Here is a 20,942-nt window from a genome sequence, read left to right on the forward strand (position 1 = left end):
ATGAATACCTATTTTAAATATTATAAAATTTCTGTAGCTTTTATAGCTTTATTCTTATTTTTTCAATGTAACAAAAACGAAGAAGCTAACCCAAAACCTACAATTAAGACAGACGAAACCATCGTCCACCTAACCGATGCGCAATTAAAAAATGCCCCAATAGAAACCGCAATTTTGAGCGAGCAAAGTATTTCGACTACTTTAAAACTCAACGGAAAAGTGGATGTGCCACCACAAAATTTAGTTTCTGTAAGTACGCCAATGGGCGGTTATCTTCGTAGCACGTCTCTGTTACCTGGTATGCAAGTGAAAAAAGGTCAGGTGATTGCCATTATAGAAAACCCCCAATTTGTACAACTTCAACAAGATTATTTATTGGCAAAATCTAAACTTCATTTTGCAGATTTGGATTATAAACGCCAAAAAACCTTGAACCAAAGCCAAGCAAGTAGTGATAAGGTAACACAGCAAGCACAATCTGAGGTAAGCAATCAACAAATCGCTATGAATGCTTTAGCACAACAACTTCAGATTATTAATATTAATCCATCTTCTGTAACTTCTTCGAATATTAAACGTAGTATTCCTGTGTACAGCAGTATCAACGGTTATGTAAGCAAAGTGAACGTTAATATTGGTAAATATGTAACGCCATCGGACATACTTTTCGAGTTGATTAACCCTAATGATATTCATCTAAATTTAAAGGTGTACGAAAAGGATTTGCAACTTCTAAAAACTGGTCAACGTTTTATTGCTTTTACCAATAGCGAACCCAATAAAAAATACTATGGCGAAATTCTGCTTACCAGTAAAGATGTTGGCGCTAACGGTATTGCAGAAGTGCATTGTCATTTCGAAAACTACGACCACAGTTTAATTCCAGGAATGTATATGAATGCTGTAATTGAAACTCAAAACTCCTTTGTTGATGCGATTCCTGAAGAAAGTATCGTTAGTTTTGAAGGTAAAGATTTCGTTTTTGTAGAATTAAAAAAACAAACTTACAAAATGACTCCAGTACAATTAGGAGAATCGGAAAATGGTTTTGTGAAAATACAAAATGCCACAGATTTTAGCGGGAAAAAAATTGTAACCAAAAATGCATACACGCTTTTGATGAAACTTAAAAATATGGAGGAAGAGGAGTAGATGTAATGTCATTAAGGGTGCAAATTACCTGAATTTATAATCAATGTAAATTGAAACAATTTTTTCAGAAAAATCAATTGTTTTTAAAATTTTGTTCTTAGTTAATGTTGTATTTAAATAGTGATTAATACTAGATTATTTTAAATTTTATTTGTAATTGTAAAAAATAGTTGTATATTTGCACCACAATATCGCGGGATGGAGCAGTAGGTAGCTCGTCGGGCTCATAACCCGAAGGTCATCGGTTCGAGTCCGGTTCCCGCTACTACGAAAAGGAGATTCAGAAATGATTCTCCTTTTTACTTTTTTTAAGCGCTTTAATCTTTTATAATTTAAAAACTATTTTCGAACAATTCTTTGTAGAAGTTAATTTCGTTTTTATAATAATCAGAATGCATTTGTTGAAGCTCTGGGAAATCTTTAAAGATAAAATAATCGCCGCTTTTTGATTTGCTAAACAAACATAATATCTGTCGATCGCCTCTAGGGAAGATTAGACTTTTGTTGGATTTAGAAATAAGTTTACAATTTTCTGAGTAAAAAAGTCAGAAATCATTATCAAACAAATATTGAAAATCCTTTTCGTTGATCTTAAGATTTGTGTTTATGGTGACGGAACTAAGTTTTTTCCAAACCTCATTAATTTCAGGATTTGATTTGAAGACGCTATAATATTTGATGTTTCCTTTATCGGCAGGAGAGAAAACTTTTTCGTTGGGATCAGATTTGAAAGCAGCCAACACTTCAGAATTCAATTTTTCAAAAAAGCTATTTTCTAAAAGTGATAGTTGAGATTTGTACATCGACCAACTTTCTTTTTGAGTGGTTATAGGCTTTAGGATATGTTTTGCCATTCTTAAATGATAAGCCAATTGGTTAATCTCTAATTCCGGATTTAATTCTGGCTGGATATTCCAAAAAGGAGAGTTGCTAGAAAATAAGATGTATTCTTTCTTATCCGCTAAATAATCAAAATATATTGCCTTGTATTTACCATCAATTTTAAAGATTGCGCTGTTGTCGTCTTTGTAAAATACTTTGTCAGCAGGTTTAATTAAATCTTCAATTTTAACGACAGAAGAATTTGTTTTCTTGAAGATATTAAACTCACCCTGGTCAGACGAAAAGGGTATTATGTTTATGAAATTATAAACTTGGAATCGTCTAAAACCCTCGGATTGACTGTCAATTTCAAAATCAGGTTTCACTTTCCCACGCATTTTGAAAGAATGATTTGGACTATTTTCTGTGGACAATTCGTTGATCCTAAAATTAAATGGAAGGTTAAAATTGTAGCCATCTAAATTCTGCGAATACCTATTAGTTGGTATTTCTAAAATCTTTTTAATATCGTCATTATAATTATTAATGTTCGCTGGTTGTTCGTTGTTTACGATTGGATAATCTGTGGTTGGAACTGATTTTTTGTCTTTGCTATCACAACTAAAAAATATAGCTGAGAAAAAAAGTATAAGAAAAATTTTTAAGCTCATCTATTTGATATCTTAGATAAAAAAAGATAAAAAAAAACAGAATTTATTTGCGGTTGTAATTGAAATTTTTAAAAAAGACTTAAAACTAAACAGTAAAAATTACTTTTTTTTATATTCTAATTTAGAGTTCATTTTCAATGGTTTAAATTCAATTAATATTGAAAATAATATTTTCATCTATTTTAGTTGCAGTATTAAAATATTGTTGTATATTTGCAGTCCAATATCGCGGGATGGAGCAGTAGGTAGCTCGTCGGGCTCATAACCCGAAGGTCATCGGTTCGAGTCCGGTTCCCGCTACTACAAAGGAGATTCAAGAAGAGTCTCCTTTTTTTGTTATTGATAAAATTCTAAATATGGTTTTGCCCGACAACATCTTCATGAGCAAAGGTGCTGACTACGCCCTGTGGAAGTTGAAAATGCTCAACCAATTAAAACAAGAGCCAGAGAATAAGAGGATGAAACGTATTTTCGCTTTTGGAATTAAGAAAATTAGTTTCGATGATGTGGATTTTCAAGACAAAACTTTGACGCGTAAAATGTTAATATCGTACAAAATTCTTGGTGTAATCGAAGATTTTTAAGACGCTTCTCTTAAGCCAACCTGGATTCTTATTGCTATTCAGTGGTTATTATTAGTGTCTTATTGGTTGGTTAAGTTCTAGTTTTAATTTTAAATAATTGATTTTTAGTTAGTTGTAAATTTTAACATGCTTTAACTATAAAAATAGTTGTACGAATTAAAAATTAGTCTACATTTGTATTACTAAGAAATTAGTGATATAAGATTGATTGATATATTAAACTGAAGATTATGAACAAGTTGACAAAAGCGGAAGAACAAGTCATGCAGTATCTGTGGACAATAGAAAAAGGATTTCTAAAAGATATTTTAGAACATTTTCCTGAGCCCAAACCGCACACTAACACCGTATCTACCATCCTTAAAATCCTTATGGAAAAAGGATTTGTCGACTATACAACTTTTGGAAGACAACACGAATATTTTGCGTTGGTGTCTAAAGAAAGTTACAGTGGTAGAAGCATCAAAAGTCTCGTAAGAAACTATTTTGAAGGCTCTTATAAAAATGCGGTGTCGTTTTTAGTCGAAAAAAATGAAATCAGCGTTGAAGATTTAGAAAAACTTTTGGACGAACTCAAAAACAAAGACTAATGGACGCTTTTCTATTATATTGTCTCAAGATGATCACTTGCTCAGCGGTGATGTACGCTTACTATTTGTTGTTTTTAAAAGACAAAACTTTTCACCATTATAACCGGTTTTATTTACTATTAACGGTAATAATAAGTGTTAGTCTGCCATTGTTAAAGCTGTCGTATTTCACGATAGATGTTAATCCGAAGCTTATATTTTTGTTTCAAAATTTACAATCAACCGAAAATCCTATTAATCATGGCATCACTATTCATCAAATTTTTTATGCTGTTATTGGACTTGTTTCAGTCGTACTTATAGCAAAATTAGTAATAAGTTTAATAAGAATCAATCACATCAAAAAGTTATTTCCTCATGAGGAATTGCAGGGTATTAAGTTTTACCAAACCAACCTAGACGAAGCACCGTTTTCGTTTTTTAGAAATCTATTTTGGAAGCAATCGATCCAAATGGAATCTGCTGTAGGACAACAAATCCTAAAGCACGAGATGGTACACATCGAGCAAAAACATACTTGGGATAAGCTGTTTATGCAAATCATGAAGTCTGTTTTTTGGATGAATCCCATTTTCTATATCATTAATAAAGAAATCAATCTTATACACGAATACTTAGCGGACAACAAAGCTGTTAAACGTTCTGACACCAAGGCATTTGCGCAGATGCTTTTGGAGAGTCACTTTCCGGGGACGACTTTGCCAGCGACAAGTCCATTTTTATCATCTAACCTCAAAAAAAGATTAAAAATGCTTACTAAAAGTAAAACCAAATACAGTTATGCGCGCAGGATTTTTGCTTTGCCGCTATTGTTTATGCTGTCTTTCGCCTACCTCGTTAACGCGAAAAACCAAAAAATAAAAAAGACAAATATTGAAATTGAACAAGCAATCCAAGGTATGAAAAAAGATACTACGATTGTCGATACAATATCGTTGTCTTCGATGCCTAAAGCGGTTAAGTCTGCTCAGGAAGGACTTTCGTCTGTTAACAATCAGATTAGTAATGATAACAAATTGATTTCTGAAATCAATAAAAAAATCTCTGATAAAAACAAAGCAATCAATGATTTAATAAAAGCAAAAAAAGATGACTCACCAGAGTATCTTGCAAAAACGAAAGAAGTTGAAGCTTTAGCAAATGAAGCTGATAAAATCATCAACTCTGACCGTTATCAAGCGATGTTAAAAAGATCAGACGACTATGCCAAACAAATTGATGCGTATTACAATTCTGCGGAATGGAAACAAAAAGTAGCGCAAATTGAAAGAAATGCTGCCGAAATTGAGAAAAAATACAATTCTTCTGAGTGGAAAAAGAAAATCGCAGACATGGAGCAACGTGCTTTAGAAATGGAGAAAAAATATAATTCTCCTGAGTGGAAAAAGAAAATGGCTGATATCGAAAAACGCGCTGCCGAAATGGAGAAAAAATTCAACTCTCCTGAGTGGAAAAAGAAAATGGCTGATATCGAAAAGCGTTCTGCAGAAATGGAGGAAAAATTCAACTCGCCAGAATGGAAAAAGAAAATCGAAGAAGCTGCTAAAAGTGGTAGCAATGTCTATATCTACAACGGAAAAGATTATATAAGTGCAAATGATGGGTCTAAACTAAATCGCGTCTTAAATCTTTCTGATTTTGCAATGTCAGATATCGAATTGGAAAAAATACTGAAGGATTTACCGACTTTCGAATTCAAGGATTTTGGTTTTGAAGACATTGGGTTTGGTAGAGAGATGACGGCTAAAGAAAAACGTCAGTACGAAAAACGTAAAAAAGAAATCCAAGAGCTTCAGAAAAAAATAAACGAAAAGCGTAAAGATTTGAGAAGCGAAAAATCAATGGTTGATCGTCCTTGGGTTGTTAGTTCTGCAAAAACAATTGCTGCGCCAAGAATCTTTGCTGCGCCTTCTAGCGGAATTACGTTATTCAAAAATGATAATCTTTTTACAATTGATGGATTAGATTTTAGAAATTATTCTTCAGGACAAATGAAGTTTTTCATCAATGGTAAAGAAGTTACAAAAGCGGAAATGGATAAAATTGCACCAAAAGATATCAAAAATGTTAATGTTAATAAATACAATGACAAAGGTGAAATAAGAATCGAAACTAAATAAACCACACACAGTTATATTTACACATACTGCCTCTATTTTATTTTAAATTATGAGGCAGTTTTTTTAATAAATTAAGACTATGAGATTATTACTTATTTTTTGTTTAGCATTAAATTTTTTAAACCTTTTCGCGCAAAATCAGCGTTACATTTATGAATACAAATTGGTCAAAGATTCCACAAATAAGGCTAATCAACGTATCGAAATGATGTATTTGGATACATCCAAAGAAGGTTCAGAATATTACAGTTATACGGCTTATCGTTCGGATTCGTTGGTTCGTGCAGCTTTAGAAATGGAGTTAAAAGCAACAGGGATGGTTAATATTAAACCTAATATGAAGGTCGATGCAGAACGTTATTCGGTTTCAAAAACTTACCCTGATTTTAAAACAGAATTGCATAACCGTATCGGAATGAATCGCTATAAAATTGCAGACGAAAGAAAACTAACTTGGAAAATACTTCCGGATAAATAACAAATAGGGAAGTGGCAGACGCAAAAAGCAACTTTAGATTTTTCGGGAAGAGAATGGACGGCGTGGTTTGCTAACGAAATTCCGTTGCAGGACGATCCTTACAAGTTTTCTGGACTTCCTGGTTTAATTGTTAAAATTGAAGATAAGACGCAATCTCATATTTTGGAACTGAAAGGTATTAAAACCTTAACTGCTGAAGAGGTTAAAAATTTCAAAAAACCAAAAAACGAATTGACTTTAAATATGAAAGAATATCAAAAGTTGCTGGATGATTATGCGAAAGATCCCACACAAGGCTTCAAACAAGCAACTATGGGCGGGATTATCATGATGCCAGCGGAAGGCGATAATCGTTGGATGAAGGAGCGCGAAGCTCAGTTAAAAGAAGAACTTAAAAAAGACAATAACAAAATAGAATTGTCTTTTAAATAAATTTTTAAAACAAAAAAATCCGAAGCTAAAAACTTCGGATTTTATATGTATAAATAAAATGATTAGTTCATTTTTTTAGCATCAGCAACAAATTGTGCTAATCCGCTGTCTGTTAATGGGTGTTTTAACAAGTTAAGGATTGATGGAAGTGGCGAAGTGATAACATCAGCACCAATTTTTGCACAATTGATGATATGCATTGGATTTCTGATAGACGCTGCTAAAATTTGAGTGTCAAATAAATAGTTATCGTAGATTGTTCTGATCTCTTGGATTAACTCGATACCATCAACAGAAATATCATCTAATCTTCCTAAAAACGGCGAAACATAAGTAGCGCCAGCTTTAGCAGCTAACAAGGCTTGACCAGCTGAGAATACTAATGTACAATTGGTTTTGATGCCTTTGTCAGAGAAGTATTTTAGCGCTTTGATACCGTCTTTAATCATTGGGATTTTAACAACGATTCTTTCGTGTAAAGCTGCTAACTCTTCACCTTCTTTGATCATTTCTTCATAAGTTGTTGAAAGAACTTCTGCAGAAACGTCACCATCAACGATGTTGCAGATGTCAACATAATGCTTGTTGATTGCTTCTTTACCAGCGATACCTTCTTTAGCCATTAGCGATGGATTGGTTGTAACACCATCCAAAATTCCTAAGTCTTGAGCTTCTTTAATCTGCTCCAAATTAGCAGTGTCGATGAAAAATTTCATTATTTTTTAGTTTTAAAATCTTAATTACAAAGATAGTTTAATTATTTTCCTTTAAACAAAAATTGGAAGCCAAGGCCTCCAATTTTTTTATTTTTTTAGTTCAGCTTCTTTAGCTTTAAACTCGTTGTACTTCGCTGTGTTTTGCGTCGCATTATAAAGTCCTTTTAGTAAAGAAACCATGTCGGCATCTTTAGGGTCTAATGCATAAGCTTTCTCTGCATATGGGATTGCTTTTGCAAACCTTGCACGACGTAATTCCATCACTTTGTTAGCTTCATCGATTTTCTTAGCTTTTCTAAGGGCGTTGAATTCATCAACTGTTTTTGAGTCGTCCCCCATGATAAGATATACCATATTGGTTAATGCATTCTTATTGCTAGGATCAAGACTAATTGACTTGTTGAACGCCTCTTCAGCTTCTTTTTGTTTAGAAGCATCTTTGCTTAAAACGACACCTAAATTGTAGTAATTAACTGCATCGTTAGGGTTTTTAGCAATTTGAGACTTTAATGAATTTACAAATTCTTCAGTTTTTCCAGCTTTGTAATAAGCAAGTCCTAAAGTATTACCAAGTTTTGCGTTGTTCGGGAATTTTTTAAGACCTTTCTGTGCAACATCAATGGCTTGATCATACTTTTCCATTTCCATTAACAAAGCAGATTGGATGTCGTACATTTCCTCTTCTTTGCTTGGTGTTTTTTCTTCTTTAAAGTCAGTATAATCACTAGAAGCGCCCATCTTTTTATAAAGATCAAAAGTCGCTTTATCTAGGTTGTCAACAGCATTAGTTTTTTTATTTTTAGCAGTATATACGGTTTCAACACCTGTATAATTCATTGCGATTAATTGATCGAAAACTCTTGCAGATTCTTCTTTCTTGTTACCTTGCGCATAAGACACAGCTGAAGAATAAAGCAAACTTTGGTTTTCGGCACCTGCAGCTTTAGATAAATAGTAAGCTTCTTCGAACTGTTTTGCTGCACCAGCTAAATCTTTAGCCTGATAAAGGTCATAAGCTTTTTTGTTAATCGTTTGGTATGACGCATTGAGTTGGTTACCCAATTTACTAGCTAAAGATGGAGAATACTTTTCTTCTTTTAAAGATAATCCAGCACCTAGCTTATCAGCTTGTTCTTTTCCAACAAAGTAAACTTTGTTTTTGTCATTGTCTTTACCTGAATAGATTGTAGACTTTCCTAAATCTGTAATTTTTGAAAGGATTTGTGCGCCTTCCGCAATTTTTCCAGCTTTTACTAGGCCAAGACCTTTAGCATAATAATATTGTTCTTGAAGAGATGGCTCTAATAAATAGATTTTGTCTCCGAAAATAGCTTCAGCTTTTGATACTTCAGCCGCAGTTCCGTTAACATCGCCTTGGTCTGCAGCCTTTACTGCATTAGCGATTTCTTTTTTTTGAGCAAATGACAGCGAAGCCGCAATCATTGTTAAGCTTAAAAATATTTTTTTCATTTATTTTAAAATTTATTCTTCGTTATTGTTGTCTTGGTTTTCTTCCATAGTTTCCGATGTTGGATTTTCTTCAGAAGATGTTTCCTTTACAATTGTTGTACCATCTTCGTTAGTTGTTGCTTCTCCGTTTTCAGATTCTTCATCTTCAACCTCTTTGTCCATTTCTACTTTTGCAATCGCAGCAATTTCGTCATTTCCTTTTAGGTTAATCAATTTAACACCTTGTGTATTTCTACCCATCACACGAAGTTCGGCAGTGTTCATTCTAATAGCAACACCAGAACGGTTGATAATCATTAATCCATCTTCGTCAGTAACTGATTGGATGGCGATAAGATCGCCCGTTTTTTCTGTAATGTTAAGTGTAATAACACCTTTACCACCACGGTTTGTGATACGATAATCTTCAACAGCAGTACGTTTTCCGTAACCTTTTTCTGAAACAACTAATACAGTATCATTTTCTAAATCATTAACGACGATCATACCTATTACTTCGTCACCCGCTCCAAGGTCGATACCACGTACACCAATTGATGTTCTACCAACAGCACGTACTTTTTCTTCTGGGAAACGAATACATTTACCACCTTTAGAAGCGATCATAATTTCAGAACTTCCGTTCGTTAATTTAGCACCTAAAAGCATATCGTCTTCACGAATTTCGATCGCGTTAACACCATTAGTTCTTGGTCTAGAATATGCAGCCAATGATGTTTTTTTGATGGTTCCGTTTTTGGTAATCATCACAACATTCATTTGGCTTGTGTAGTCTTCGTTTTTAAGATCTTTGGTACGGATGTAAGCTTTAATTTTATCATCTGGTTCGATGTTGATAAGGTTTTGAACCGCTCTACCTTTAGCCGTTTTAGAACCTTCAGGAACTTCGAATACTCTTAACCAGAAACATTTTCCTTTTTCAGTAAAGAATAATAAATACTCGTGGTTGGTTGCTGTAACGATGTATTCTAAGAAATCTTCGTCACGCGTTGTTGCGCCACGGTTACCTACGCCACCTCTTGACTGAACTTTGTATTCTGAAAGAAGTGTTCTTTTAATATAACCAGCGTGCGAAATTGTTAATACAACTTTCTCATCTGGGATAAGGTCTTCGATTGACATTTCTCCACCAGAATAATCGATTTCTGAACGTCTTTCGTCACCATATTTTTCTTTAACTTCAAGAAGTTCATCTTTAATAATTTGATATCTTCTCGGTTCGTTTGCTAAAATATCTTCCAAGTCATTGATTAAAGCCATGATTTGCTCGTACTCATCACGGATTTTGTCCAATTCCATTCCTGTAAGACGAGCAAGTCTTAGGTCAAGAATCGCTTGAGCTTGGATGTCGCTAAGATCGAATTCTGCAATTAATCCTTCTTTTGCTTCCGCTGGATTTGCACTATGACGAATAATAGAAATCGCTTTGTCCAAAGACTCTTGCGTTCCGATTACCTTCATGAATCCTTCTAAGATATGCGCTCTTTCACGCGCTTTTCTCAATTCGTATTCTGTACGTCTAACGATCACAACGTGACGATGATCTACGAAATGATGAATGATGTCTTTTAAATTAAGTTGCTCTGGACGCCCTTTAACCAAGGCAATATTATTAACACTGAAAGAAGTTTGTAGTGCAGTATATTTGTACAATAAGTTAAGTACAACATTCGGGATCGCGTCGTTTTTCAATTCATAAACAACACGAAGACCGTTTCTGTCAGACTCGTCACGGATTTCATAAATTCCAGGGATTTTATCATCCTTAACCAACTCTGCAGTTCTTGCAATCATTTCAGCTTTGTTAACCTGATAAGGAATTTCTGAAACGATAATTGCATTACGGTTTCCGATTTCTTCAAAGCCAACTTTAGCTCTCAAAATAATACGCCCACGACCTGTATGGAAAGCATCTCTAACGCCATCGTAACCGTAGATAATACCACCAGTTGGGAAGTCAGGCGCAATAATATGCTTCATCAATTCATCAATCGTAATTTCGCGATTATCGATATATGCACAAATTGCATCAATACTTTCTGACAAGTTGTGTGGCGCCATATTAGTTGCCATACCAACCGCAATACCAGATGCACCATTCACCAATAGGTTAGGGATTTTCGTTGGTAAAACCGTTGGCTCTGTTAAGCTGTCATCGAAGTTATTTTGGAAATCTACAGTTTCTTTGTCAAGATCTGCAAGGATTTCGTCAGAGATTTTTTTAAGTCTAGCTTCGGTGTAACGCATTGCTGCTGGCGGGTCACCGTCCATAGATCCGAAGTTTCCTTGCCCATCTACCTGCTCGTAGCGAAGGCTCCAAGGTTGAGCCATACGTACCATTGCATCGTAAACCGAGCGGTCGCCATGTGGGTGATATTTACCCAAAACATCCCCAACAATTCTGGCAGATTTTAAATATTTTCTATTAGAAAAAACACCCAAGCCATACATCCCGTAAAGTACTCTTCTGTGTACTGGTTTTAATCCGTCTCTTACGTCAGGTAAGGCTCTGGACACAATTACCGACATCGAATAATCGATATAAGAGGACTTCATTTCATCAACAATGTTGATAGGAATTAACTTTTCTCCTTCTGATCTCATCTATATTCTTTAAAATTAACCGGGAAAATTCCCTATTTTTTAGTTCTTTAAAATTGATTTTAATGCTATTTTTGCTAAAATTTTCCATTAGCAAACGCATCTGCTAAAATACGAAAATTTTGCCTAATATTGCCTATCAAATTCAACTTATTGTCTAATTAAAATCAAATAAATGAGTATTTTAAGTATCACTTTTCATACAACCGAAAATCGCCTCCCAGAATGGGACCAATATTGTGATAATGAGCTTCATAACATGGTCGAAAACTTAATAGATGTGGACAAATATATTCTGTCAGAAGTTAGTACGGACATGGTAAGGGAAGGTCGTAATACTAATCTTCTTTTGGTCTTCGCAAATGAGGAACTTCGAGAAGGATTTCTCTTAAGTGAGCTTCCAAATATTGCTGAACGCATCGACAAGGTTTTTGGACAGGAGGTGATGATTTTTCCAACCATGCTAAATCAAAAAAGGCTCAGATTTTAACATCCGAGCCTTTTCTTTTTTATATAGCGATTTGATTAATCCTTTCTACTCATCAAGATTCTAAGAATATACCAGAATAATAACATAATTGATGAGAATAATTGTAAAGATGCCCCTACATATTGGTCTGTAGTATAAGTGTCTTTTAGTTTATTGGTTTGGTAAAGGATACTCGCAGATGCTATCAAAATCATCCCTACAGAAAACCAAAGGCCTAAGTTGAATCCGAAAATTGCACCTGCAATAATAAGTCCTAAAGCGACAAATCCTCCAATAACGATGATGGATCTTAAGAAAGAGAAATCAGTTTTACTAAAGAAAGCGTAAGCACTAAGTCCAATAAATAAAGCTAATGTAAGAATTGCAGCTTGATAGATGACATCTAGACCAGTGTATCCAACGGCAATATACATGATTGGTAAGAAGATGATCGCTTCTAATAATACATAAAAACCAAGCCCCATATATTGTGTAGATCGACTTTGCGCCAGTGTCCATTTGTTGGCTAATGTTGATGCCAACCAAAATGCACCAAGGATAAATAACCAAGTGAATTTCTGCTGAAACATTGCAAAAATATAGTGTTCTGGGACGATATTAATTAATACAGTTTCGACAACGATGAAAGCCAAGATAGCTAGAGCAACGTGTCCGTAGGTTTTCTTGTAAAACTCCGCCTTTTCTAGGTCGGTAGCTTGTGATACTAATGTTTGCATATTGCGTTATTTTTTATTCTTTTTCGAATATAGAAAAATATTACTTTCCAACAAAAAAAGAACCTCATTTGAGATTCTTTTGTATATAATTTAAGAAAAAATTATTCTTGTGGACCTTTTGGTTCTTCTTTTGGACCTCCAAATACAAATTTGATTAAGACAGGAAGTGTCGTAACAAGAACAATGATAATAATGATCCATTCTAGGTGAGATTTAAGATCGATTCCGAATTGATCTTTAAAAACTTTATCCAAATAATGTCCTGCAAATACCAAACTGAATGACCAAAGCACTGCACCAATAATGTTGTCCAGCAAAAATCTTTTCTTGTCCATTTTAACAATACCAGCAACAATCGGGGTGAAAGTTCTTACAACGGGTAAAAATCTTGCCATAATTACAGCCATACTACCGTGTTTTTCGAAAAAATCATGTGCTTGATAAAGATACTTCTTTTTGAAAAGCATTGTGTCAGGACGTTTGTACAAAGCTGGTCCAGTTTTAACGCCGAAATAATATCCAACTTCGTTACCGATGATTGCAGCTAAAGAAATACAACTTGCAAGAATGCTCGTGTCTAGAAGGTCGTTGCCCGTCCCACCAAGTGATTCTTTAACAATTTCTACTGCATAAATTCCCGATACGAACAATAGAGAATCTCCCGGTAAAAAGAAACCAACGAAAAGGCCAGTTTCTGCAAAAATGATGAATAATATTAGCCAAAACCCACCCATTTTAATGTAAAACTCGGGGTTTAACAAGTCTTTCCAGCTTTCAAAGTGTTCCATATTAATTTTTGTGTCGCAAATATACTTAATTGATTAATTTTATCTATGATAAGGGGCGTTAATTTTAGTTAAAATTTATCGGTTTTTAAAACTGATTTTCATCAGCTTCGGCTTGCCCTTCCGCCATTAGAAAGGATTTTAAGAAAGGGGTTATGTTGCCATTCATCACGCCATCGACATCCGAAGTCTCATATCCCGATCGTACATCTTTTACCAATTTGTAAGGATGCATAACGTAATTTCGGATTTGGCTTCCCCATTCAATTTTCATTTTGTTAGCTTCAATTTCGTTTCGCGCACGCATTTTTTCTTCAAGTTCCATTTCATAAAGTCGAGACTTCAAGAGTTGCATGGCTTTTTCTTTATTCTGAAGCTGAGAGCGGGATTCGGAGTTTTCTATGATAATGCCAGTCGGTGCGTGTCGAAGTCTAACGGCGGTTTCTACTTTGTTAACATTCTGTCCACCAGCGCCTGACGAACGCATAGTTTCAAAACTAATATCTGCTGGGTTAATATTAATTTCTATGGTGTCGTCCACCAAAGGATAAACGTAGACCGAAGCAAAACTCGTATGTCGCTTCGCATTACTATCAAATGGCGAAATTCTCACCAAACGATGGACGCCATTTTCACCTTTTAGATAACCGAAAGCAAATTCGCCTTCTATCTCCAAAGTCACCGTTTTGACACCAGCCACGTCACCTTCTTGGAAGTTAAGCTCCTTAACTTTATAGTTTTGCTTTTCTGCCCACATGATGTACATACGCATCAACATCCCCGCCCAGTCGCAGCTTTCGGTTCCGCCGGCGCCAGCCGTAATCTGAAGCACTGCAGAAAGTTCATCACCTTCATTAGAAAGCATGTTTTTGAATTCTAAGTTTTCAATTTTTTCGACAAGTTTTGGGAAGTTTTCGTCCAACTCTTTCTCGCTGTCTGCATCTTCTTTTGCAAATTCTATCAAAACTTGTAAATCTTCGAACTCACTAAAAATATCTTCGTAATCTTCCACCCATTTCTTCTTAGATCGAAGCTGTTTTAAGAAAACTTCGGCTTCTTTTGGATTATCCCAAAATTCTGGAGCCGCCGTTTTTTCGTCGTCATTACTTATTTCGATTTTCTTTTTTTCGATTTGAAGATACTTGTGCAAATCCTTAATTCTGGCACTGATGTCTTTTATCTGGTCGTTGTTGATCACGGGTTTTTATCAATTAGTTTTGCAAAATTAGACATTCAAAAATATTTAAGGCTATTTTCTATGAATTATTCTCGGGATTTTCTTCTTTATTAAAACCTATACTTCGCACATGTTCTTCTTTTCTAACGTAGAATTGAAGCTCTTGTTGCAAGGTCAAAATTCTTGGATAAAATTCTTCTTCCGAATTAATGCTTACTTCTTGCAAAAATAAATGTATACTGCTGAGATATTCTTGTGTTAATTTGCCGGCAGCTTCTTTGAGCGCAGCATCCAAAATTGTCTGATTAATTTTTAAAGTTATAACTTCTTTTTTAAGATAAAGATTACGGATTCTTTTTTTGAGACTTTGCGTAAAGTCAATAATCATCGTATTGGAAAAAACTTTCATCTTTTGCGCTGTCTCTCTCCAGAAAGGCAGTTGATCGGCTTTGTTGTATTTTAAAACTTCTAGTAAAGTCGCGTCGTCGGTAAGATGCTGTAACATATAATACAAAATCATTTCGGCGCGTTCTTGCGGATTCGGTGGGAAAATCGGAATCATCACATCAAAGCGTCCTGGCGCAAGGATTTCTGAGTCTATATCCGAGACATTTTTTGCAGCGCCAATCATTAAGATGTGCTCTTTCTCGAACTTATCGATGGTGTGGAAAATAATATTTTTAGTTTCTTTAAGCTCCCAAGCGTAACCATCTTGACTTTCTTTTTCTTCCATAATAACATCGAAATCATCTAAGAACAGAAGGATTTTTTCTTGCTTCATGATGCTAACTAAAAAGTCATTAAAATCCGATTTTTCGTTATTAAAGAAATTAGTTTTCAGATAAGATTTTCGGATTTCCTCGAATTTGTAATCGATAATTTTTGCAATGCGTTTTGCCCAAAATATTTTTCCGCTTCCTGGAGGACCATAGAGAATAATTCCAGCTGCACGATGGATTCCCCAATTGTTAAGCTGATTCTCGTCGGTGAAAGGCTCTAGCATGTCGATAATGTAAAAATATAAATCGCTATAACCGATAAAATCTTTTTGGAAAAGTGGCGTTTTCTTCCCAAAATAATCATACACAAATTGATAATCGCCTCCTAATTCTCGATCGATATTGTAACTAGACACAGACGCTTTGTAAAGTCCGTTGTCAAAAAGATTTTTGTGTTCTTTATTAATTAAATCATCAACTTCTTCTATTGGTTTCGAAATTGTTTCGGCGATGTCTTTTGGTGTTTTCTCTTTTTCTAGGTCACTGCTATATTTTGATAGAAAGTCTTTTTGTTCTTTCACAAATTTTGTAAATTCTGGCGTCGCTTGCATTTTGTCATTGATGACAGAGTCGATATTTAATTCAAAATCTTGAACGAATTTTTTTAAATTCTCCGTAGGTATGTTGATGTCTTTTGCAAGACTTGAAAAATCTTTAAGCATATTCTTTCTTTTGTTCTAAATTATCAAAAATTATACAAACTTGGTTTGTGCTGACATTTGTTCATGAAAATTATTACAATTAATTTTGTCAAATGACTTGGGATGAGATTTTAAAACCGATAAAAGAAAGCGATTATTTTAAAAATTTGTGGCAAAATGTTAATCATGAATATAAGTCTAGTAAATGTTTTCCTCCAAAAGAACAGATTTTTCGTGCTTTAGAATTGACGCCTTTTGATGAGGTTAAAGTCGTGATTATTGGTCAAGATCCGTATCATAATGACAACCAAGCCAACGGACTTTGTTTTTCTGTGACCGAAGGTGTTAAGGCGCCACCATCACTTAAAAATATTTTTACTGAATTAAAAAATGATCTCAATATAGAACGTTCCAAAACCGAATTAGATGATTGGGGAAAGCAAGGTATTTTACTACTGAATGCAACATTGACGGTTAAAGCGCACGAACCCAATTCGCACAAAGATTTGGGTTGGGAAAAGTTCACCAATTTTATTATCGAAAAAATTTCGGAGGAAAAGGAAAATGTTGTTTTTGTATTGTGGGGTGCTTTTGCACAAAAAAAAGCAGGATTAATAAACCCTGCTAAACATTTTATTCTTCAATCTGCGCATCCATCGCCGTTTTCGGTACATCGTGGATTTTATGGAAGTAAAGTTTTTTCTAAAATCAACGAATATTTAATATCGAAACAAAAATCTGCGATTGACTGGTAATTTATTTCTGCTTTTGAATTTCTAAACCGATAGAATTTTTGGTGCCAGCTGGTTTTTCATTTTTGGAAGGATAAGGCGACACGGTTTTTAAACTAATGTCGTAGCCATATACTGTTTCGGATTTTTTAAGACCGCGAGATTCCATTTCGGTCGTTGCTAATTGTATCGTTCTAGGTCGAGAACTTGGCGTCATAACTTCTATCTCCGCAACTGCAACGCCTGACCAAACGCAAGTCATACCTTCTGGACAACGGCTATCTTCGATAATTCCGTTATATTTTATGCTTAGATCTGTACCTGCGATTTGTTTATAATCGCCCATATCGATGTTTACTTTTTTCAAACCTGATGTGTTTGTTGATTGGCTGCTAGTCGAAGTAGAAGTTGAACTAGAGTTGGATGTAGAAGTTGTTGTTTTCTTCTGCGCTTCGCAACTTAAAATTCCTAAAGATAGGATTGTTGTTAATAAAACAGGACGTATCATAGTTTAATATTTTGTGAGGTTTAAATGTATTTAAAAAAATGCATAATACATAACTACCAAAAACATTGCCATTCCGACCATGAAGTTAAATCCTGTCCCGTAAAGGAAGCCTATTAAAGCGCCTTTCATAGAGTTGAAAGCTTTTTTCTTGTCGTTCATGTCATGCAGAAGTTCTCCGATTAATACGCCCAAAAGCATCCCAATTAAAAAGCCAAAAGGAACCGGAATTAAAAACATACCTGCAATTGTCCCAACAAACGAGCCAATGCTTCCCCAGCGTGTTCCGCCATATTTTTTATTAGTTCTTGCAGGAATTACATAATTGAGAACCGCAGAAATTGCTGTCAAAATTCCGAAAATCCAAACGTACAACATCGGCATATCCGAATCTGTCCCAAATTTAAAAATTAAAAAGCCAGCCAAACTTATGACCAATCCTGGTAATACGGGGAGAAACGTCCCAAGAATCCCGATGATTAATAATATGATGCTGACAAGTGTGATTAATCCTTCCTCCATGTTCTAAATTTGAGTTAAAAATAAGGATTTTCGGTAAGGTGAAAAATAAATTGTTAATTTTGTAAATATGAAAGACGAATTGGACGATACCAAAGATTTTTTGCAAAACATTAGTGACCAGATTAATGTTTTTTTTGCACAGTATTTTCGAGGTGATGCTGCTTGGATTTTTCAGGTGACGTCCAAAATTTTGGTGCTATTAGGCTTTTTATTTTTAGTAGATTTTCTAATCAAATTAGGCTTTAAACTGGTTTCAAAATATTTTTCGAATCCAGAAAAGTATCCATTTGTCTATTCTTTAATTAAAGCTCGTTTTTTTAACTCAATTGCGCACATTATTGCGTTGGGTCTTTGTACGTTTGCTCTGGATTCCATTTTTTATGCGGGCATGCATAAGATTACTAAAGGTATTCTCGATAAGATTGTCGACATTGGGCAAGTTGTTGTTATCGCTGGTTTGGGCTTGCGACTTTACAACGCGATTGAGAAGTATTATATCCTTACAAAAGACAGTTACAAATTGATTGCTTTTCGTGCGATTTCGCAAACCGTTAAGATTTTTGGTGGTGTAATTTTGTTTTTTATCGCTATCAAAATCATATTTAACATCAGTGCTGGGACAATTTTGGGAAGTCTTGGGGCAATTACTGCAGTAATGGTTTTGGTGTTTAGAGATACTATTTTGGGTTTTGTAACAGGGATCCATGTGGCGACCTCTCGAAGTTTGAAAGTTGGTGATTGGATTGGCATTCCGAAATATAATTTGGAGGGTAATGTTATGGAAATTAGTCTTTTAACAACCAAAATTATGAATTTTGATAAGACAATTTCTACCGTTCCGACTTATGATTTGATGACCACCGAAATTCGAAATTATCAAGTGATGACCGAAGGAAATCTTCGTCGTATAAAGCGTTCGATGATTTTTAATATTAAATCTTTTCATTTTTTAGAAGAAGCAGATCTAGATCGTTTAGAAAAAGTAAATTTAATTTCTGATTATATTAAAACCAAACGTTCCGAAATCGCAAGGGAACAAAACGATTATCACAATCCTGAAAATGATCTCAACCGTCAACAATTGACCAATATTGGGGTTTTCAGAAAGTATGTAGAAGCTTATCTTAAACATAATCCTAATATCGAGCAGAAGGAAATTATCCTCGTTCGACAACTCGAAAACACAACGCAAGGTCTTCCATTGGAGATTTATTGTTTTACAATTTACTCGAATTTAGCAGACTACGAGCGCGTTCAGTCAGATATTTTTGACCATCTTTTGGTCGCAGCGCAAGACTTTGAGTTGGAGATTATGCAAGTCAATAAAATTTAAAATCAAATTAAAAAATGACAACAAAACTAAGTGTCAATATCAATAAAATTGCAACTTTAAGAAATGCAAGAGGTGGCGATGTGCCAAGTGTAACACAAATTGCAATCGATGCGCAGAAATTTGGCGCACAAGGTATTACCATCCATCCAAGACCTGATGAAAGACATATCACTCGCAAAGATGTTTATAATCTAAAACCTTTGGTCACAACCGAATTTAATATTGAAGGAAATCCTTATCCAGATTTTATTAAAATGGTTTTGGAAGTGAAGCCTGAGCAAGTAACTTTAGTTCCTGATGCAGAAGATGCGATTACATCAAATGCTGGCTGGGATTGTAAAACGCATTTGGATAAGTTGACAGACATCGTTTCGACTTTTAAAAATGCGGGAATTCGAACTTCGATTTTCTTAGATCCATATCCCGAAATGGTAGAGTGGGCAGCAAAAACGGGAGCAGATCGAATCGAACTTTACACAGAAGCTTTTGCAAAAGAATATCCAAATAATCCTGAAGCAGCGATTAAAGATTACTACGAAACTTCACTTAAAGCAACCGAATTTGGTTTAGGAATTAACGCAGGACATGATTTAAGTTTAGACAATTTAAAATATTTTTCTGACAATATTCCTAACTTATTGGAAGTTTCGATTGGTCATGCTTTGATTTCGGAAGCTTTGTACATGGGATTAGAAAACACCATCCAAGCTTATCTGAAGAGATTGGCGAAATGGTAGAACATAAATGATGAATTATTAATTATGAATTTTGGAAAATATTTAAAATCTAAAATTCAAAATTAAAAGTTTTAAAATGGAAATATTACATTCTAAAATATACGGAGAAGATAAGGCTGGGACGCCTTTGTTGGTGCTACATGGACTTTTCGGAATGCTCGACAACTGGGGAAGTTTCGGGAAAGAATTTGGAGAAATGATGCCAACGCATTTGTTGGATCTTAGAAATCACGGCAGAAGTTTTCATTCGTCGTCGATGACGCATGATGATTTAGCAAACGATATTATCAATTACATGAATGCTCATAACATGGATAAAGCCTATCTTTTGGGACATTCTCTTGGTGGAAAAGCGGTAATGCAATGCGCTATTAATTTCCCTGAAAAAATAGAAAAACTTATCGTTGTTGATATTTCGCCAAAAGCATATCCAGCACATCATCAAGGTATTATTAAAGCTTTGCAGTCGGTTGATTTTTCTAAAGTTGAATCGCGTCACGATGTGGAAGATGTTCTCAAAGAATTTATCCCAGAGACTTTTGTTATTCAGTTTTTGATGAAGAATCTTTATTGGACAGAGGATAAGAAGTTGGACTGGCGTTTTAACCTACAAACTTTGGCGGATAACTATACAGAATTTGTGTCTAACGCAATCAAATTTGGTGTTTACAATGGTCCGACTTTGTTTATAAAAGGTTCTAAGTCCAATTATATTCTTCCGCAAGACGATTTCTTAATCAAGCAACAGTTTCCGAATTCTAATTTGGTAGAGATTCCAAATGCCTCGCATTGGGTGCAAGCCAATAATCCAACTGATTTTGCAATTGCAGTTAAAGCATTTTTGTTTGATAAATAAGAGGTTTTAATTTAGAGTTTCAATGCGTATCTTT

Annotated in this window: 19 protein-coding genes, 2 tRNA genes and 1 pseudogene; 12 read left to right on the forward strand and 10 right to left on the reverse strand. The window is 34.7% G+C overall.

All coding sequences use genetic code 11. The features are described 5' to 3' along the window. Nucleotides 1-1,152: an efflux RND transporter periplasmic adaptor subunit gene (locus tag AC23MB_RS06140; protein WP_487786768.1), complete on the forward strand. Its 1,152-nt coding sequence runs from the start codon at nucleotides 1-3 to the stop codon at nucleotides 1,150-1,152. Between the two features lie 192 nt (nucleotides 1,153-1,344). Then, nucleotides 1,345-1,417, forward strand: a tRNA-Met gene (locus AC23MB_RS06145). A gap of 280 nt (nucleotides 1,418-1,697) precedes the next feature. Here the strand turns inward: AC23MB_RS06145 and AC23MB_RS06150 are convergent. Continuing rightward, a complete protein-coding gene (locus AC23MB_RS06150; protein ID WP_313028661.1) occupies nucleotides 1,698-2,645 on the reverse strand; it encodes a hypothetical protein in 948 nt (315 codons plus the stop codon). A 227-nt stretch (nucleotides 2,646-2,872) separates the two neighbouring features. Between AC23MB_RS06150 and AC23MB_RS06155 the strand changes: the two genes are divergently transcribed. The 5 genes and pseudogenes from AC23MB_RS06155 (at nucleotide 2,873) to AC23MB_RS06175 (ending at nucleotide 6,849) form a co-directional block, all read left to right on the forward strand. After that, nucleotides 2,873-2,945, forward strand: a tRNA-Met gene (locus AC23MB_RS06155). A 56-nt stretch (nucleotides 2,946-3,001) separates the two neighbouring features. After that, the gene (locus AC23MB_RS06160) at nucleotides 3,002-3,229 is read left to right on the forward strand and encodes a hypothetical protein (protein WP_487786769.1); all 228 of its coding nucleotides are present in this window, start codon (nucleotides 3,002-3,004) and stop codon (nucleotides 3,227-3,229) included. Between the two features lie 230 nt (nucleotides 3,230-3,459). Then, the gene (locus AC23MB_RS06165) at nucleotides 3,460-3,819 is read left to right on the forward strand and encodes a BlaI/MecI/CopY family transcriptional regulator (RefSeq protein WP_079668116.1); all 360 of its coding nucleotides are present in this window, start codon (nucleotides 3,460-3,462) and stop codon (nucleotides 3,817-3,819) included. Further along, on the forward strand, nucleotides 3,819-5,939 hold the full coding sequence (locus AC23MB_RS06170) for a M56 family metallopeptidase (protein WP_487786770.1): 2,121 nt from the start codon (nucleotides 3,819-3,821) through the stop codon (nucleotides 5,937-5,939). The genes AC23MB_RS06165 and AC23MB_RS06170 overlap by 1 nt, the downstream gene beginning before the upstream one ends. A 79-nt stretch (nucleotides 5,940-6,018) precedes the next feature. Continuing rightward, nucleotides 6,019-6,849, forward strand: a pseudogene (locus tag AC23MB_RS06175) (GLPGLI family protein). A gap of 62 nt (nucleotides 6,850-6,911) precedes the next feature. On the opposite strand, the gene fsa reads toward AC23MB_RS06175, so the two are convergent. From fsa to gyrA, 3 genes are all read right to left on the reverse strand, one after another. Then, on the reverse strand, nucleotides 6,912-7,565 hold the full coding sequence (fsa, locus tag AC23MB_RS06180; protein WP_312322456.1) for a fructose-6-phosphate aldolase: 654 nt from the start codon (nucleotides 7,563-7,565) through the stop codon (nucleotides 6,912-6,914). Between the two features lie 87 nt (nucleotides 7,566-7,652). Next, entirely contained in the window at nucleotides 7,653-9,035 is a 1,383-nt protein-coding gene (locus tag AC23MB_RS06185; RefSeq protein ID WP_374329857.1) for a tetratricopeptide repeat protein, read from the reverse strand. Between the two features lie 12 nt (nucleotides 9,036-9,047). After that, the gene (gene gyrA, locus AC23MB_RS06190; protein WP_487786771.1) at nucleotides 9,048-11,639 is read right to left on the reverse strand and encodes a DNA gyrase subunit A; all 2,592 of its coding nucleotides are present in this window, start codon (nucleotides 11,637-11,639) and stop codon (nucleotides 9,048-9,050) included. Between the two features lie 172 nt (nucleotides 11,640-11,811). On the opposite strand from gyrA, the gene AC23MB_RS06195 reads away from it, so the two are divergent. Further along, entirely contained in the window at nucleotides 11,812-12,126 is a 315-nt protein-coding gene (locus AC23MB_RS06195) for a DUF4286 family protein (protein WP_487786772.1), read from the forward strand. A 35-nt stretch (nucleotides 12,127-12,161) separates the two neighbouring features. Here AC23MB_RS06195 and AC23MB_RS06200 read toward each other — a convergent pair whose 3' ends face one another. From AC23MB_RS06200 to AC23MB_RS06215, 4 genes are all read right to left on the reverse strand, one after another. Continuing rightward, on the reverse strand, nucleotides 12,162-12,842 hold the full coding sequence (locus tag AC23MB_RS06200) for a Bax inhibitor-1/YccA family protein (RefSeq protein WP_487786773.1): 681 nt from the start codon (nucleotides 12,840-12,842) through the stop codon (nucleotides 12,162-12,164). Between the two features lie 101 nt (nucleotides 12,843-12,943). Beyond that, on the reverse strand, nucleotides 12,944-13,630 hold the full coding sequence (locus AC23MB_RS06205) for a VTT domain-containing protein (protein ID WP_419309916.1): 687 nt from the start codon (nucleotides 13,628-13,630) through the stop codon (nucleotides 12,944-12,946). 85 nt (nucleotides 13,631-13,715) lie between these two features. After that, nucleotides 13,716-14,825, reverse strand: coding sequence for a peptide chain release factor 2 (gene prfB, locus AC23MB_RS06210; RefSeq protein WP_409507775.1), 1,110 nt, complete (start codon nucleotides 14,823-14,825; stop codon nucleotides 13,716-13,718). Between the two features lie 58 nt (nucleotides 14,826-14,883). Further along, nucleotides 14,884-16,245 carry an AAA family ATPase gene (locus AC23MB_RS06215; RefSeq protein WP_487786774.1) on the reverse strand — a complete coding sequence of 454 codons (1,362 nt, stop codon included), beginning with the start codon at nucleotides 16,243-16,245 and terminating at the stop codon, nucleotides 14,884-14,886. Between the two features lie 92 nt (nucleotides 16,246-16,337). Here AC23MB_RS06215 and AC23MB_RS06220 point away from each other — a divergent pair, with 92 nt between their 5' ends. Then, entirely contained in the window at nucleotides 16,338-16,979 is a 642-nt protein-coding gene (locus AC23MB_RS06220; protein ID WP_487786775.1) for a uracil-DNA glycosylase, read from the forward strand. A gap of 1 nt (nucleotide 16,980) precedes the next feature. On the opposite strand, the gene AC23MB_RS06225 is transcribed toward AC23MB_RS06220, so the two are convergent. Beyond that, nucleotides 16,981-17,463: a hypothetical protein gene (locus tag AC23MB_RS06225; RefSeq protein ID WP_487786776.1), complete on the reverse strand. Its 483-nt coding sequence runs from the start codon at nucleotides 17,461-17,463 to the stop codon at nucleotides 16,981-16,983. Between the two features lie 30 nt (nucleotides 17,464-17,493). After that, nucleotides 17,494-17,982 carry a DUF456 domain-containing protein gene (locus AC23MB_RS06230; protein ID WP_312322898.1) on the reverse strand — a complete coding sequence of 163 codons (489 nt, stop codon included), beginning with the start codon at nucleotides 17,980-17,982 and terminating at the stop codon, nucleotides 17,494-17,496. A gap of 67 nt (nucleotides 17,983-18,049) precedes the next feature. On the opposite strand from AC23MB_RS06230, the gene AC23MB_RS06235 reads away from it, so the two are divergent. From AC23MB_RS06235 to AC23MB_RS06245, 3 genes are all read left to right on the forward strand, one after another. Continuing rightward, nucleotides 18,050-19,315 (forward strand): mechanosensitive ion channel family protein, encoded by a 1,266-nt coding sequence (locus tag AC23MB_RS06235; RefSeq protein WP_312322897.1) that lies wholly within the window; start codon nucleotides 18,050-18,052, stop codon nucleotides 19,313-19,315. 14 nt (nucleotides 19,316-19,329) lie between these two features. Next, nucleotides 19,330-20,052: a pyridoxine 5'-phosphate synthase gene (locus tag AC23MB_RS06240; protein ID WP_312322896.1), complete on the forward strand. Its 723-nt coding sequence runs from the start codon at nucleotides 19,330-19,332 to the stop codon at nucleotides 20,050-20,052. Between the two features lie 76 nt (nucleotides 20,053-20,128). Then, nucleotides 20,129-20,908, forward strand: a complete 780-nt coding sequence (locus AC23MB_RS06245) for an alpha/beta fold hydrolase (RefSeq protein ID WP_313028680.1) — start codon at nucleotides 20,129-20,131, stop codon at nucleotides 20,906-20,908. The last annotated feature ends 34 nt before the right edge of the window (nucleotides 20,909-20,942 follow it).

It is taken from the genome of Soonwooa sp. T0.1_25, from assembly GCF_057652215.1.